The organism is Stenotrophomonas sp. (assembly GCF_059505245.1).
The window spans coordinates 59,807-75,003 of the sequence record NZ_JCACKF010000021.1 but is presented as its reverse complement, the minus strand read 5'-3'; the positions used below and the strand labels follow the sequence as shown (position 1 = coordinate 75,003).

10 protein-coding genes and 3 tRNA genes (1 of these 13 cut by a window edge) are annotated in these 15,197 nt (G+C 64.6%); 1 reads left to right on the top strand and 12 read right to left on the bottom strand.

From position 1 onward, the window contains the following. The 3 genes from AC5JLE_RS09435 to uvrB all read right to left on the bottom strand — a co-directional run. Nucleotides 1–55, bottom strand: a tRNA-Val gene (locus AC5JLE_RS09435) (it extends 120 nt beyond the left edge of the window). A 98-nt stretch (nt 56–153) separates the two neighbouring features. Beyond that, nucleotides 154–228 (bottom strand) — tRNA-Val (locus tag AC5JLE_RS09430). 106 nt (nt 229–334) lie between these two features. After that, nucleotides 335–2,359, bottom strand: coding sequence for an excinuclease ABC subunit UvrB (gene uvrB, locus AC5JLE_RS09425; RefSeq protein ID WP_014646599.1), 2,025 nt, complete (start codon nt 2,357–2,359; stop codon nt 335–337). 128 nt (nt 2,360–2,487) lie between these two features. On the opposite strand from uvrB, the gene AC5JLE_RS09420 reads away from it, so the two are divergent. Further along, complete coding sequence (locus AC5JLE_RS09420; RefSeq protein ID WP_197556761.1) at nt 2,488–3,033, top strand: GspH/FimT family pseudopilin; 546 nt, start codon at nt 2,488–2,490, stop codon at nt 3,031–3,033. Nucleotides 3,034–3,085: 52 nt separating this feature from the next. Here AC5JLE_RS09420 and AC5JLE_RS09415 read toward each other — a convergent pair. The 9 genes from AC5JLE_RS09415 to AC5JLE_RS09375 form a co-directional block, all read right to left on the bottom strand. Continuing rightward, a tRNA-Asn gene (locus tag AC5JLE_RS09415) sits at nt 3,086–3,162 on the bottom strand. Between the two features lie 47 nt (nt 3,163–3,209). After that, a complete protein-coding gene (locus AC5JLE_RS09410; RefSeq protein WP_014646597.1) occupies nt 3,210–3,617 on the bottom strand; it encodes a type IV pilin protein in 408 nt (135 codons plus the stop codon). A gap of 23 nt (nt 3,618–3,640) precedes the next feature. Further along, complete coding sequence (locus AC5JLE_RS09405; RefSeq protein WP_049407951.1) at nt 3,641–7,408, bottom strand: pilus assembly protein; 3,768 nt, start codon at nt 7,406–7,408, stop codon at nt 3,641–3,643. Nucleotides 7,409–7,421: 13 nt separating this feature from the next. Then, nucleotides 7,422–7,943 carry a pilus assembly PilX family protein gene (locus tag AC5JLE_RS09400; protein WP_046429812.1) on the bottom strand — a complete coding sequence of 174 codons (522 nt, stop codon included), beginning with the start codon at nt 7,941–7,943 and terminating at the stop codon, nt 7,422–7,424. A gap of 5 nt (nt 7,944–7,948) precedes the next feature. Next, entirely contained in the window at nt 7,949–9,106 is a 1,158-nt protein-coding gene (locus AC5JLE_RS09395) for a PilW family protein (RefSeq protein WP_049407947.1), read from the bottom strand. 8 nt (nt 9,107–9,114) lie between these two features. After that, nucleotides 9,115–9,612: a type IV pilus modification protein PilV gene (gene pilV, locus AC5JLE_RS09390; protein WP_046429810.1), complete on the bottom strand. Its 498-nt coding sequence runs from the start codon at nt 9,610–9,612 to the stop codon at nt 9,115–9,117. Then, nucleotides 9,609–10,124 (bottom strand): GspH/FimT family pseudopilin, encoded by a 516-nt coding sequence (locus tag AC5JLE_RS09385; protein ID WP_496065245.1) that lies wholly within the window; start codon nt 10,122–10,124, stop codon nt 9,609–9,611. The genes pilV and AC5JLE_RS09385 overlap by 4 nt, the downstream gene beginning before the upstream one ends. A 161-nt stretch (nt 10,125–10,285) precedes the next feature. After that, nucleotides 10,286–11,674, bottom strand: a complete 1,389-nt coding sequence (gene ppnN, locus AC5JLE_RS09380) for a nucleotide 5'-monophosphate nucleosidase PpnN (protein ID WP_014036604.1) — start codon at nt 11,672–11,674, stop codon at nt 10,286–10,288. 253 nt (nt 11,675–11,927) lie between these two features. Beyond that, nucleotides 11,928–15,146: a TonB-dependent receptor gene (locus tag AC5JLE_RS09375; RefSeq protein ID WP_462458799.1), complete on the bottom strand. Its 3,219-nt coding sequence runs from the start codon at nt 15,144–15,146 to the stop codon at nt 11,928–11,930. Between the last annotated feature and the right edge of the window lie 51 nt (nt 15,147–15,197).

Sequence of the window (15,197 nt, the reverse complement as noted above, 5' to 3'; positions counted from 1 at the left end):
GAACCTGTGACCCCTACCATGTCAAGGTAGTGCTCTACCGCTGAGCTAACCGCCCATCTTGTTCTTGCCGCCCGAAGGCTGGCCTTGTTACGTAAAAACCCGGCGCCAGGGCCGGGCTTTGCAGTTCACGAGAGCCCTTTTGCGAGGACTTCGTGGTGGGCGGTACAGGGTTCGAACCTGTGACCCCTACCATGTCAAGGTAGTGCTCTACCGCTGAGCTAACCGCCCGTTTTGCTTCTGCATTTCCGCGATTGCGTCGGTGCAGGCCGCGTATATTACGGATGCCGGCAAGGAAGCGCAACACTTTTGTGAAGATGATGCTGCACTGCCGCGTTCAGCCCAGGCTGGCTTCCTTCAGCTGGCGGATCTGGTCACGCACGCGCGCGGCATCCTCGAATTCCAGATCCTTGGCGTGCTGGTACATCTGCTGTTCCAGCGCCTTGAGACGGACAGCCAGCTGCGCCGGCGACAGCGAACGATAGTCGGTCGCCTCTTCGGCCACGCCCGCCCGGCCCTTGCCCTTGCCCTTCTTGGCTTCCTTCTCCGCGGCGTCCGAACGCGCGCCCTCCAGGACGTCGACGATCGGGCGCGCCACCGAACGCGGCACGATGCCATGTTCTTCGTTGTACTCGACCTGCTTGGCGCGGCGGCGGTCGGTTTCATCGATCGCCGCCTGCATCGAACGGGTGATCCGGTCGGCATACAGGATCGCCTTGCCGCGCACGTTGCGGGCGGCGCGGCCGATGGTCTGGATCAGCGAGCCGGTGGAGCGCAGGAAACCCTCCTTGTCGGCATCGAGGATCGCCACCAGCGATACCTCGGGCATGTCCAGGCCTTCGCGCAGCAGGTTGATGCCGACCAGCACGTCGAACTTGCCCAGGCGCAGGTCGCGGATGATCTCCACACGCTCGACCGTGTCCACGTCCGAGTGCAGGTAACGCACGCGGATGCCATGCTCGGTGAGGTATTCAGTGAGGTTTTCAGCCATGCGCTTGGTCAGCGTGGTGACCAGCACGCGGTCGCCCGCCTTGATGCGCGCGTTGGCCTCGCTCATCAGGTCGTCGACCTGGGTACCCACCGGCCGGATCTCCACCACCGGGTCGATCAGGCCGGTCGGGCGCACCACCAGTTCGGTGATCTCGTCTCCGGCCTCGCGGTATTCATACGGACCCGGCGTGGCCGACACGTAGATGCTGCGCGGGCAACGCTCCTCCCATTCCTCGAAACGCAGCGGACGATTGTCCAGCGCGGACGGCAGGCGGAAGCCGAACTCGACCAGGGTTTCCTTGCGCGAGCGATCGCCCTTGAACATGGCGCCGATCTGCGGAATGGTCACATGCGATTCGTCGATGACCAGCAGCGCATCGGCCGGCAGGTAGTCGAACAGGGTCGGCGGCGGCTCGCCGGCGGCCTTGCCGGTCAGGTGCCGGGAGTAGTTCTCGATGCCGTTGCAGTAACCGACCTCGGCCATCATCTCCAGGTCGAACTGGGTGCGCTGCGCCAAACGCTGCGCCTCCACCAGCTTGTTCTGCGCGTACAGCTGCTCCAGCCGCTCCTTCAGCTCCACCTTGATCGTCTCGATCGCCGCCAGCACGCGTTCGCGCGTGGTCGCATAGTGGGTCTTCGGATACACGGTGAAGCGCTGCATGTTGCGCAGCGTCTCGCCGGTCAGCGGATCGAACAGGGTGATCTTCTCGACCTCGCCATCGAACAGCTCGAGGCGCAGCGCTTCACTGTCCGACTCGGCCGGGAACACGTCGATCACTTCACCGCGCACGCGGAAGGTGCCGCGCTGCAGTTCGTACTCATTGCGCGTGTACTGCAGCTGGGTCAGGTGGTTGATCAGGTCGCGCTGGTCGATGCGCTCGCCCTTGGACAGGATCAGGCGCAGCGACAGGTAGTCTTCCGGCGCGCCCAGGCCATAGATCGCCGACACCGTCGCCACCACGATCGCGTCCGGGCGCGACAGCAGGGTCTTGGTCGCGGCCAGCCGCATCTGCTCGATATGTTCATTGATCGAACTGTCCTTCTCGATGAAGGTGTCCGACGACGGCACGTAGGCTTCCGGCTGGTAGTAGTCGTAATAGCTGACGAAATACTCCACCGCGTTGTGCGGGAAGAACGCCTTGAATTCGCCATACAGCTGCGCCGCCAGCGTCTTGTTCGGCGCCATGATCAGCGTCGGCTTCTGAATGTTCTGGATGACGTTGGCGATGGTGTAGGTCTTGCCCGAGCCGGTCACGCCCAGCAGGGTCTGCTTGGCGATGCCGGCCTCGAAGTTGCTGGTCAGCTTCGCGATGGCATCGGGCTGGTCGCCCGCCGGCGAATACGGCGAGACAAGTTCAAAACTGTCGCTCATGGTGTTGCCAGTTCCCGGGAAGGATGAGTATACGGGGCTAGGGGTGACGGCTGGCTGAGGGGTGGCCGGGCAGCCCGCCACGGGGATTCCCGATGGCGGCCGCGCAGCCGGGCGCGGAGGCTGGATGCATGCACCCGACCCATGCCCCCTGCCCCCTCGGCCCCCGCTCTGCGCGGGGCGTGCACCTGACCGAACTGCTGGTGGTCATCGCCGTGCTGGCGGTGCTGCTGGCGGCGTCCTGGCCGGCGCTGCAGCCTTTGCTGCTGCGGCAACGCGCCGATGCACTACAACTGACCCTGCACGCCAGCCTGGCCGGCGCGCGCAGCGAGGCATTGCGCAGACGCGAGCTGATCGGCCTCTGCGCCAGTATCGACGGCCTGCACTGCAGCGACGACTGGAGCGCCGGCTGGATCATCTACCGCAGTGGCGACCAGCGCGGGGAGCCAACGTCGCGGGAGGCGATCCTGAACCATCACACCGGGCGCTCGGACATATCGATCCTTGCCCAGGCCAGCAGCGGGCGGCCCCAGCTGTTCTTCCAGGCAGACGGACGCAGCCCAGGGGCCAACCTGACCCTGCGCATCTGCGCGGGCAACCGGCTGCACGGTGCGTTGATCGTCAACAATGGCGGCCGCGTGCGAAGTGAACGCGTGGACCGCGATACGCCCTGCTGACTGCCTGCGCAGAAAAGCAAAAGCCGCGATTTCTCGCGGCTTTTGCAGTGTCTGGCGCCCGAAGTTGGACTCGAACCAACGACCCCCTGATTAACAGTCAAGTGCTCTAACCGGCTGAGCTATTCGGGCGGGGAGGCGCATTGTACTGGTCGATTACAGGAAGATCAACACCTGTTTCACCAGCAGCTGGCAACGCCACCGTCGGCCGTCTTGCGGTTGGCCTGGTCCACGCTCATCGTGCCGCAGCTGTCCTTGGCCTGCGTGCCCTGCGGGGTGGCGGTGATGGTGAAGCTGGTGCCATCCCCCTTGTAGTCCAGGTTGTAGCGCACGGTACCGCCATCACGGGGCGACACCTTGGTCGGCAGCGCGTAGCCGGTGTAGGAGTTGTTGCTGGTGTGGTAGCGCTCGGCGCGCTGTGCGTACTCAGCCAGGTCCGCCTTCACCACGGCACGATGCGATCGGCGCACGTATTCCTGATAGGACGGAATGGCGATCGCCGCCAGGATGCCGATGACGATCACCACGATCATCAATTCGATCAGCGTAAAGCCAGCCGCGCGGCGAGGCATGTGAGTGTGCAGCATGAGCGTGGATCCTCGCACTGGGGTTACTGGAGCTGGCGCCAGGACTGGCGACCGCAAGGGTAAGGCAGATACAGCGACTGGCTGCCCGCCGCGCCGACGGCCATCCAGCAGGAGCTGCCTCCGGGCGGCGCCTTGTTGTCCGTCGGACGCGGCAGCACCGACAGCGAAACGTCACGGACCGGCGCAGTTCCTCCGGTCTTCAACGCGATGGCGGCGGTCGCTGCCCCGGGCCGGCTGCCGGTCGGCGAGCCATAGCGCACGTTCTCCAACATCGGCAAGCCGCTGATCGACGACAGCCCGAACAGCCAGTTCGAACCGCTGGTCGAACAGCCTACCGACTGCATGTTGGGCACGTAGGTCGGCATGAAGACGATGCCACTGACCAGGATCGGGTTGCCCACCGCACGCTCGCCATTGCCGGCAGGCAGCTGGATCATCCAGCCCCGGGCATTTGCCGGGGCCGTCCCCGCCGTGATCTTGCGTTCATCAACGCCTGCAGTGGCGGCCGCGGCCGTGTACGGAACCAGGTTGGCAGCGGTCACCGTCGAGGTCACCGTCTTCCCCGACAGATCGTTCACGGCGTACAGCGCCTGCTGCGCCTTGTCATCCTTGTCGCTGGTGAAGGAGAAGCTGCCGGTGCCGAAATAGAGCATCACGCCGCCCGAAGGACCGGTGGCAGCAGTCATGCCACCGGTGATCGGCTGGCGGTAGGTCTTGGTGGAGGAGTCCTGGGCAACCTGGCTGGTGAACATCGGCACGGTCAGCGTGGTGTTCGCACTGCTGGTCAGGTCGAACTTCCACACGGCGCCACGCTGATCGGCGGCATAGACGGTGTCGGCCAGTCCATCACGGCCGCGCGCATCCTGGTTGGTACCGGTCCAGCGATCGACAACCACAACATTGCCCAGTCCGTTGCTCCCGGAGATGCCGGCGCCTGACGTACCCTCGACGGCTTCGATCATCCGGATGTCGCCACTGGCCATGTCGACCACGAACAGCACCGCCTTGCCATTGGCGCTGCCGTACCCATTGCCGAAGATCGCCTTCCAGGCGACGCCGGTGCCGCTCTTCACCGGCACGATCACCGGCTTGCCCAGCACGAATCCGATGTTGTTGCGCACCTCGTCCCTCAGCGACGCGTTGATGTCGCTGATTTCCCACAGCACGTTGCCGGTGCCGAAGCTGCCCGGCGTGGTGACGTCCAGCGCGAACACCGAACGGCCACCTGCACCCGTGGTGCCCACCAGGCTGGTCTGCCACGCGGTGCCGTTGTAGGTATCGGCCACGGCAATCGGGCCATCGACGTAATAGCGGTGGCGGAAGGTCTGGTCGGCCGTATCGGACTTGTAGGGGAACAGCAGGTTGGCCATGTGCCCCAGCGCGGTGGCCGGGATGTAGGCAAAGCTCTCCGTGCCGCCGGTGCCGTCCTGCTTGGCATCGGCCTTCATGCCGCCATCGAAGGCGTGCAGCATGCCGTCATTGGCACCGACATAGACCATGTACCGCTGGGACTTGGCCTTGGTCGCCAGGTAGTCGGTGTAGCTCTTGGCGTAGGTGCCGCCGAGCTGGCGGTACCCGTAGTCGTCCAGCGGCGAGCTGACCACCGGCGCCGAATTGACGATGTCACCCAGCGGCGTGGTCCGGTCACGATACTTGCCGCCGTTGCGGACCTCGGTGGAGCTGTCGGCACTGAGATAGTTGATGGCACTGGCCAGATCGGCCTTGATCGTCGTCAGCTTGTCGGTGGAGCAGACCAGCATCGACGCGTACTTGCCGTCGGGTTTGCTGCACAGATCCTGCAGGCTGATACGGGCACTGTTGAAGTCCACCGGCGAACCCAGCTTGTTGGCCACGATCCGGCGGCCGGACGACGTCAGGCGGCTGGAGGCTTCCCACACCTCGGTGAGCTCCGCGACCTGGTCGGCGTTGACCTTGACGCTGGCCGCAGTCAGCTTGCTCGACCAGTCGGTGCCGCTGTTGGTGATGTCATAGCGTGGGGTGACCGCCAGTGAGCCGGTGCCGATGCGCGCACCACTGATACCGATCGTGCCTGAAGGCGACGCACCACCACTGATCGAGGACAGCACCCGACGCATGGCCTCGGTGACGTCCGCCGGGGTCTGCGCGTTGATGAATTCGCCACGGCTGTTGACGGCCGCATGCCACAGCTCATCGATGACGGTACCGTCATCGACGTCCAGCGGATTGCCATTGCCGGCCCAGTTCGGCGCCGTCTTGTACGGATCGGCGGTTGCGGCCTGGTTGACGCCGTAGATCTTGCCCTGCGCGCCCAGGGTCACGCCGTAGAAGTTCATGTGCAGGTCGGTCTGGCAGTCCAGGCGCTTCCAGTCCGGGCTGCTCTTGTCCAGGGAGCTGCACTTGTCACTGACCGGCACCTGCCCCGCCGGGAAGCTGGTCCCGGTGCGCAGGGGGGTCCGGGCGCCTGCATAAGCCGCCGCGGCGATGTCGGCGATGGTATTGCTGTAGCCGTCGGAGAACGGAATGGACGGCAGGTGGGTCGAGTTCACCGAGTCGGCGTCACCGAAGGACGCGCTCGGTGCATTGCCGGAGTTGGTGTAGCCATCGGTGAACAGCATGCCGCCATTACGCTGGCAAGCCAGCTGCACGGGGGCATCGGCGTCGGTACGACGGAACTGGTCGACGAGATACTCCACCGCGCGACGGTTGGGCGTGCCGCCGTTGGCCGTCAGCGCATAAATCTGCTTGTAGAGGTCAGCTCGGTTGGTGACCATGTCATACATGGTCGCGTTGCTGAGCTTGTTGATGGTGAAGTAGCCCACCCGCATCGTATCCACGCTCACCAGGGCGGCGGTCGACGAACCGACGATGGCCAGCACGCGGTTGCGGTGATACTGGAACCAGTTGGCGAAATTCTGGATCGCGGCGTTGTAGGCGGCCGGACTCGAGTAATTGCCCGGCTTGATCTGGTAGCGACGCAGGTTGCAGCCCGGACCACAGGCACCGGTAATCACCGGGCGACTGGCGTCGTCGGTCTTGTATCCGTCCGGTGCAGGCGCTGCAGCCGGCAGGTAGAAGGTCGCCGGAAAATAACTGATGGAGTATGTGGTATTGCCGGTGTTGCTGATCGCGGCGGTCTTCCATCCACCATCCCACCAGCTGTCGACATAGTATTCATTGCCGGTACCGGAAAGGTCGGGAATCCGCATACCGTTGACGAACTGGAACTTTTCCGACGTGTCGGCCCGATTGACGGTCATGTTGTACACGGCGTTGTAGCCGCGCTGGCCGGACCGGGGATCGGCGCGGGTCTGGGTGATCGAGGCATCTGCCCACAGCGTGCCATCGGCATTGGTCCACGGCCGATAGGTCACTGCCGGGTTGAAGTAACTGGCGTTGTAGACATGCGAACGCGCGAAGCCGTAGATATCCAGCGGCGGAATGGCGCGGCCTGGCGAGTATTCCTTGTTGAACTCCGCGTGCGGATACAGGTAGAGGTAACAGTCCACCGAGTTGCTGGCGCACGCCGAGCCCACGCTGAAGAAGCTTCCATCGTTGTTGAAGAAGCTGTTGGTGTTGCTGTTCCAGCGCATGCGGCCGTCACCACCGGGGAACATGCGTTCGAAGTTCATCGAACCCGAATCGTCCACCGCCATGATGAACGCCGGTGTCGCGCGCGTCTGCACGTTCATCGGCTCCTGTGCCAGCACGCCCTGCGCCTGTGCGGCAAACAAGGTATGCGCCAGATAGCCGCCAGCGGCCAAGACGGCAAGGCCAACGCCTGCCAGGATCCTGCGGTTGCGAGTGTTCATGGGCTCCCCACCCTCACAGCTTGAATACGGTATCGATCGCCGCACGCGACGTCGCATCACTGGTGGTATCACCGGCATAGGTCGTGATCTGGTAGACCGGCGTCGGCTTCTCCACCGACTTGCCCATGTCCAGCGCACCCTCCCCCTGGATGCAGCCCTGGATCTCACGGACATAGATGGCCGGCTTGCTGCCCAGCTTGGTTTTCGCGACCCAGGCCGAGGGGTCGAAGCCGTCATCGCACTGCTGGTTGATGTCGGAGGAGGCCACGGCCGGATTGGCGCCGGCATCCTTGCGGTTGGCGATGTTCTCCACGGCGTTCTCGGCGCTGCGTGCCGCGCCTTCCGCGTTCTGGAGCGCCATGTTGGTCGCCCGGTAGCCGGCCGCCATGCGTTCCTGCATGCCGGCCACCTGCATGCCGATCACGCCCAGCAGGGCCAGCAGCACCAGCATGATCAGCGCGACATAGAGAACGGCACCCTGCTGTCGTGCCTGGGCAACGAAGGGACGGCGTCGGGAGGAAGGATGAGTGCGCATGGTCGTCAGTTCCCGAACAAGCGGTTGCGCAGCGCAACGGACGCTTCATAGGCGCCACGATGGCGCTGGTCGTAAGGATCGGCCGGGGCAAAGCCCACCCCGAGGATGGCCGGATACGTGGCCGCACTGCCCGGCGCTTCGGCCGACGCACGCTGCGGACTGCGCGCCAGCAGGCCGACCTGCACCATGCCGACGCGGCGCCACTGCCCTGCGGCGGTGGCATCGGTACCGGTACTGACCGCACTGGCCACGCGCTGGTCGACGATGCGACCGGTCGGCGGCGTGGGCAGGGCGATATCCGGGGTGGCATCCAGTCCGTACAGGAACTGCATGTTCTCGATGCCTTCCACCAGCTCCTCGCCATCGGCGTAGCCGCCGGCGCCATTCGCGCGTGCCCGGTAAAGCGCCGGCTCGCCATTGGGATTGGTCGCGATGTAGTACGCCATGCCATCGGCGCGATACAGCATGGTCATCGCGTTGTTGATCGAATAGTTGCTCAGGTCGACCTTGTCCACCTTCAAGGTCGAACCGCTGATGGTGGCGGGGAAGACGTCGGCACGGGTGCAGTCGGCTATGCCGAAGACCGTCGGCGTACCTGCGGCGTTGGCCTTCAGTCGGGCCATGCCATCACTGGAGACGGTCAGCGTGGTCGCACCCGCGGCCACGGAGATGCCGGTCACCACGGCCCCTTCCGGACTCATCAGGCGCAGCACAAGGATGTCGCTGCCAGGCAACGGCGCCGGCTTGAGGTTGGTGATGCTCTTCGGTACCGACTGCGCCGCGCTCCACGCACGGCCCAGCGTCAGCGTGGCGCCCGGCGCCGTACCTGCTGCCTCATACCCCTGCACCGGAACCGAGAAATCCTGCGGGTCGCCACTGCCCGAGCTGATGCCCAGGTGATAGCCGACATCGCCGGTGTTCTTGACCACGTGGGCCTGGTCGTTGACGCAGCCGAAGTGGCCGGCCATGCGCAGGTCACGCTGCAGGAAATCCAGCGCGAAGCGCGCGTTCTCCTGGGTACGGGCCGCGCCTTCGGACAGCCGCGACGCCGCACGCGAGGCGATGAAGATCTGGGTGACGCCCAGCATCAGGACCAGGCCGATGACCATGGCGATCATCAGTTCGATCAGCGACAGGCCTCGGGCTCGCGAAATTGGACTCATGGGCGCGTTCACAGGAAGGTCGTCAGGCCGAAGGTGGTAAGGCTGTCGGGATCCTTCGGATCCCAGCGCTGGTCACCCCAGCTGATGGCCACGGTGACCTGGCCGGTGCTCTGCACGAAGGTCACCTGCGCGCTGGCCTTCTCGCCCAGCGTGCGCGCGACCTCGCACTGCCATCGCGCCACGTTCGTCTTCGGCGTCACGGCAGCGCCGGTCGGCCAGGCGCAGACGCCGCTGGGCTTCACCGAGCCGGCCGAGAACGAGGCCGAGGAATAGGCCCCACCGGCCAGGGTATCGGTGCGCTGGGCGCGCATCAGCTCGATCAGGTCGTTGGCCAGGTTGGTCGCCTGGGTGCGGTAGTTTGCGCTCTGCACGAAGCGGACGTTGGTGGTCTGCAGCAAGGCAAAGCCCAGCAGCCCGAACGCCAGGATCAGCACCGCCACCATCACTTCGATCAGGCTGAAGCCACCCTGCGACGAGCGCGGGCGGGCCAGGTTGCGGCGGCTCATGAGCAGGCTCCCCTGGTCACCCGGACCTGGCCGGATTGGTTGATCGTCAACGTGCTTTTCGATTCACCGGCCTTGCACGCATCCGGCGACAGCACCAGGGTCTGATCAGCGACCGCCCTGCGCCGGCCGCGCCCGTCGAAGGCGATGACCGCGCCCGGTGGGCCGACTACGCTCAGCTGCGGATTGCCCTGAGAAAAGCGCAGCGCGACGTCATTGCTGCCCATCTGGCCGTCGCCATCCAGGTCCGACCAGGCCAGCACACCCTTGGACCAGTCGCCATCACAGGCCTTGCCATCGGCGCTGCCACAGACACCGCCACCGTTGCTGTTGCGGATGCCTTCGCTGCGGGCCAGGTTGGCCAGCGCGATCAGTTCATTGTTGGCGGTCGCCAGCCGGTTCGAGCGGATCATCCCGCGGAAGCTCGGATAGGCGATCGACGCCAGGATCACGAAGACGGCCAGCGTGACCATCAGTTCAACCAGCGTGAAACCGTTTTGCCGGCGCAAAGACATTGGACGCTCCCCAGCGTGTTGGTGGCCACGATGGGCCATCGTCCCGCCACCGGCAAGCGGCGGCAGGATGAACGGTCAATCCGGGGCGACGGGCGTCAAAGGCTTGACGACCCGCCCTCCCCTGCCCGTGCCGGCGCGATCCCCATCGCGCCGGCCCGGGTTCAGGCCAGCACCTGGTAGCAGGGCTGGTATTCGCCGGAGATCTTCATCCGGCGCTGCTCGACGAAGGCGCGCAGCAGCGCATCCAGCGCCTGCATCATGTCCGGATCCCCGTGGATCTGGAACGGCCCGAACTGCTCGATGCGGCGCATGCCGTCCTCCTTCACGTTGCCGGCGACGATGCCCGAGAACGCCCGGCGCAGATCGGCCGCCAGCGCGTGCGGCGCACGCCCGTGGTGCAGGTCCAGCGCGGCCATCGCCTCGTGGGTCGGCACGAACGGCTGCTGGTACTCCCACGGGATCTCGATCGACCAGTTGAAGAAGAACGAGTCCTTCTGCGCCAGGCGGTGCTCGCGCACGCGCTTGATGCCGTTGGCCATCTTCTTGGCCACCGCGACCGGGTCACCGATGATGATCTCGTAGCGCTCGGCAGCCTCATCACCCAGGGTCAGGCGGATGAAGCGGTCGATCTGCTCGAAGTACGGCGCCGCCACGGTCGGGCCCGTAAGGATCAGCGGGAACGGCAGGTCCTTGTTCTCCTCGCGCAGCAGGATGCCGAGCAGGTACAGGATCTCTTCGGCAGTGCCGACGCCACCGGCGAACACGATGATGCCGTGGCCGATGCGGACGAAGGCCTCAAGGCGCTTCTCGATGTCCGGCATGATCACCAGGTGGTTGACGATCGGGTTCGGCGACTCGGCCGCGATGATGCCCGGCTCGGTGAGGCCGATGTAGCGCGTCACGGTACGGCGCTGCTTGGCATGGGCGATGGTGGCGCCCTTCATCGGGCCCTTCATCGCACCCGGACCGCAGCCGGTGCAGATGTCCAGGCCGCGCAGGCCCAGCTCGTAACCCACCTGCTTGGTGTACAGGTACTCGTCGCGCGAGATCGAATGGCCGCCCCAGCACACCACCAGGTTCGGATCGCCCGGGTTGAGGATGCGCGCATTGCGCAGCAGGCCGAACACCGCGTTGGTGATGCCCTCGGACGACTCCAGCTCGGCCGCGTAGGCCGGGCCCATCTCGATGGCCATGTAGGCCAGGTCGCGCACGACGGCGAACAGCAGTTCGGCGACACCGCGGATGATCTCGCCGTCGACGAAGGCCATCGCCGGTGCGTTGACCAGGTCGATGCGCACGCCGCGATCCTGCTGCGCCACCTGGATGTCGAAATCAGGGTAGAGGTCGCGCGCCGCGCGCGGATCGTCCGAAGCGCTGCCGCTGGTCAGCACAGCCAGCGCGCAGCGGCGCAGCAGCTCATGCATGCCGCCGGCGGAGGCATCGCGCAGGCGTGCGACCTCGGCCCGCGACAGCACATCCAGCCCACCGCGCGGGTAGATCCGCGCATCCTGCACCGGCAGTGCACGGGCTGATTTTTCGTTCGTGGTCATATCCAATTTTTCGCTTCCTTCAAGGTTTCCGACTGTACTGCCGCCCCCTTAAAAAGCAAAACGGCCGGGAAGCCCGACCGTTGGATGTGTGCTGCCCGCGTTCGCCTGTCCGGGACCGCCTGGGCGGCGTTGACGCCGCGCACATTTCCAGATGCTACGCCGTTGCCCAGCGCCCCGCAAGGACTTTCGCCTGAACGGAAAACGGCCGGGTTTCCCCGGCCGTTTCCGTTTACAGCAGCGCTACGTCAGTGCATCAGAACTGGTAGCGGAAGCCCAGCTGCATCGACCACTGCGAGACACCGACGTCGAAGCCGTCAGCATCGGAGTTGGCGACGCTCGGCAGGTCCGCGCCACGGTAGTTGTAGACGTACTTGCCGTTGTACAGGCCCTGCAGGCTGGCAACACGAGCGTTGGCGTAGAAGCCGTAGTCGTAGATGTTGCCCCACTTCTTGTTGAGCATGTTGCCGACGTTCTGGATGTCCAGCCAGATCTCCGACTTGTGGCCCTTCATGAAGCCCGGCAGCTGCTGGCTGATACGGATGTCGAAGGTGTTGATCCAGCCGGTACGGAACTGGTTGGCCGGAGCCACTTGGCCTTCGTACTTGGCCAGCTGCGGGTTGGCCGCCAGCCAGTCGAAGAACGACTTCTCCATCGCCGCATCGGCGGTGAACTTGCCGTTGTTGGACAGGGTACCGAACAGGACCTCGCCGCGACGCGGCACGTAGAACAGGTCGTTGCCCGAACGGCCGTCGCCGTTGGCGTCGTTCACATAGATGTAGCTGTACGGGCGGCCGCTGCGGCCTTCGTACACCAGACCCACCTTGGTCTCGTAGTCGCCGAAGAACTTGTGCTTCCAGTTCAGCGAGCCCGACAGGCGGTCTCGGATCTGGTAGCGCGAGGTGTTCAGCATTTCCTCGTTGGCATTGAAGGCGTACTGGTAGCCCCAGCCCGAGCTGGCGGTGGAGCTGGTCAGGCTACCCACTTCCTTGGCATCGGTGTAGGTGTAGCCCAGGTTCCAGGACCAGTCGCTGCTCGCGCTCCACGGCTTGCTCAGCGAGACGGTGAACTGCGAGGTGCGGCCCTGATCGGTGTTGTCGATCAGGTAGACGTTGTTGAAGCCCTGTGCGGCATAACCATTACGCGCATCGTTGGTGCCCCACGCCCTGCCGTCAGCCGAAGGCACGTAGTAGTTCACGCGACCATCGGCACCGACCTGACGGCCCTTGCCCAGGTTCAGGTGCTGGTAGTACAGGCCATCCTTGACCTTGGTGACCAGCAGCTCGGCCGAGGCGACCATGCCGTACCAAGGCAGCTCGTGATCGAAGGCCAGGTTGGCCTTGTACAGCGACGGCAGCTTGAAGTCGCGGCCGACGAAGTTGACGTTCTGCAGCGCGCTGCCCGGAGTGGTCGGGACCGGCTGGTTGTCCTTGTCCGGATTGAACTTCTGGCCGTTGTAGCGGCTGATGTTGTACGAGTCGTAGTTGAAGCCGGTGGTGGAGTAGCTGTTGCTGATCCACACCTGCGGTGCATCACCCTGGAACAGGCCGATGCCGCCGCGCAGCTGTGTCGGGCGCTCGGTGTCGAAGGTGTAGTTGAAGCCGAAGCGCGGCTGGATCAGGAACTTGCTCGGGAACACCGCACTATTGTCATAACCGAAGACAGTCTGCGCCTTCTGGTTGTACGCCGGCGCCGGGCTCACCTTCGGCCGGTCGCCACGCAGACCCATGGTCAGGGTCAGGTTGCTGTTGACGTACCAGGTGTCCTGCACGAACAGGGCCAGGTTGCTGTACTTGTAGTCAGCCGCGATCGAGTTCGCGCTCTTTTCCTTGTTCAGCTGGTAGGTCTGCCACTGCCCCTTGGCGAAATTGTCCAGGCCATAGAAGGTGTAAGCACCCCACGAGCCAGCGCCAAAGTAGTTGTAGACATCGTTGGTGTCGTACGAACCACCGAACTTCAGGTCGTGGTCACCCAAGGTCAGCGTACCGGCGGCGTAGTAGTTCCACGCCTTGGTTTCCAGCACGTTGTTCTGCGAGTTGGTCTCGGTACCCAGGAACAGCGAGTCGCCTTCCGGCGTGGTCACATCGCCACCGCGCGGGAAGTAGATGCGGATGCTCGGGGCATTGGTCGGCACCTCGCGGACGGCCGAGTACTCGCGGTACGAAGCCTTCAACTCGGTCGAGAAGGTGTCGGTCCAGTCGCTGAAGACCTGGGCGACGTAGCTCTCGTTGGTCTTGACGTGCTGGTACCAGTAAGAGCTCAGCGAAGCCTGCGAGGTCGAGCCCATGCCGTTGATGCGCAGCTTGCTCTGCTCGAGCTTGCTGTAACGGATGTTGGCGCGGTGGTTCTCGTTGATGTTCCAGTCGAGCTTCAGCGCGTACTCTTCCAGATCCGTGTTGCCGTTGCTTTCGATACCGCCGGCATCGAAGCCATAACCCTTGGCGATTTCCTGGGCACGGGTCACGTCAGCCATGCTGTAGTCGGCATTGGCCTTGCCCAGCGCGGTGCTGGACAGATCGGCGCCCGGCGCGGACTGCTTGAACTTCTCGTAGTTGGCGAAGAAGAACAGCTTGTCCTTGACGATCGGGCCGCCCAGGGTCATGCCGTAGGTCTTTTCGTCATTGAAGCCGTTGAACTTCTTGCCTTCCGGGTTCTTGCCGAACCAGTCACCGTCACGGTAGGTGCCGTACACCGAACCGTGGAATTCATTGGTACCGGACTTGGTCACCGCATTGACGGTGGCACCGGCAGCGCCAGCGATGCTGACGTCGTAGTTGGACAGGTTGATGTCCAGCGCTTCGATGGCTTCCATCGCGACCGGCTGGCGGCGGGTCGGCATGTTGTTGCCTTCCAGGCCGAAGGTGTCGCTGGCCGAGACGCCGTCGATGTTGATCGAGTTGTAGCGCGGGTTCTGGCCACCGGCCGAGATCGAGCCCGAGGCGCGATCGATGAAGGTGACGCGCGGATCCAGGCGCATCAGATCCTGGATGTTGCCGCCGATGGACGGCGCAATCTCGATCTGCTCCTGGCTGATGTTGGTGCCCGAGCCCATCTTGGTGGCACTGAACACCTCCGAGCCGCCGCCGACAGCGGTGACCTGCACGGTGTCCAGGTTGGTGGCCTTGGCCACGTCACCGGTCAGGATGGCATTGATGGTGCCGGTCTGGTTCACGCCCAGGTACACACCATCTTCGGTCTTGGTGCCTTCACCCGGCTTGGTGATGGTGATGGTGTAGGGACCACCCACGCGCAGGCCGCGCGCGTTGTAGCGACCCGCCGCGTCGGTAGTAGCGCGCGAAACCGTGCCCGACTCGGTGTGGGTGATGGTGACTTCAGCACCGGCGACGGGCTGGCCGCCGCTGGTCACGACCTGGCCGCCGACACCGGCAGTGGTGGTCTGGGCGAAGGCGGGAGCGGCAGCAAGTGCAGCCACGAGACCAAGGGTAAGCTTGGACATCCGGAGTGGGTGGGTCATTTTTCGGTAGCCTCGATGCGAGTTGGCGATGGCGGAAAAAAAAGCGCATCC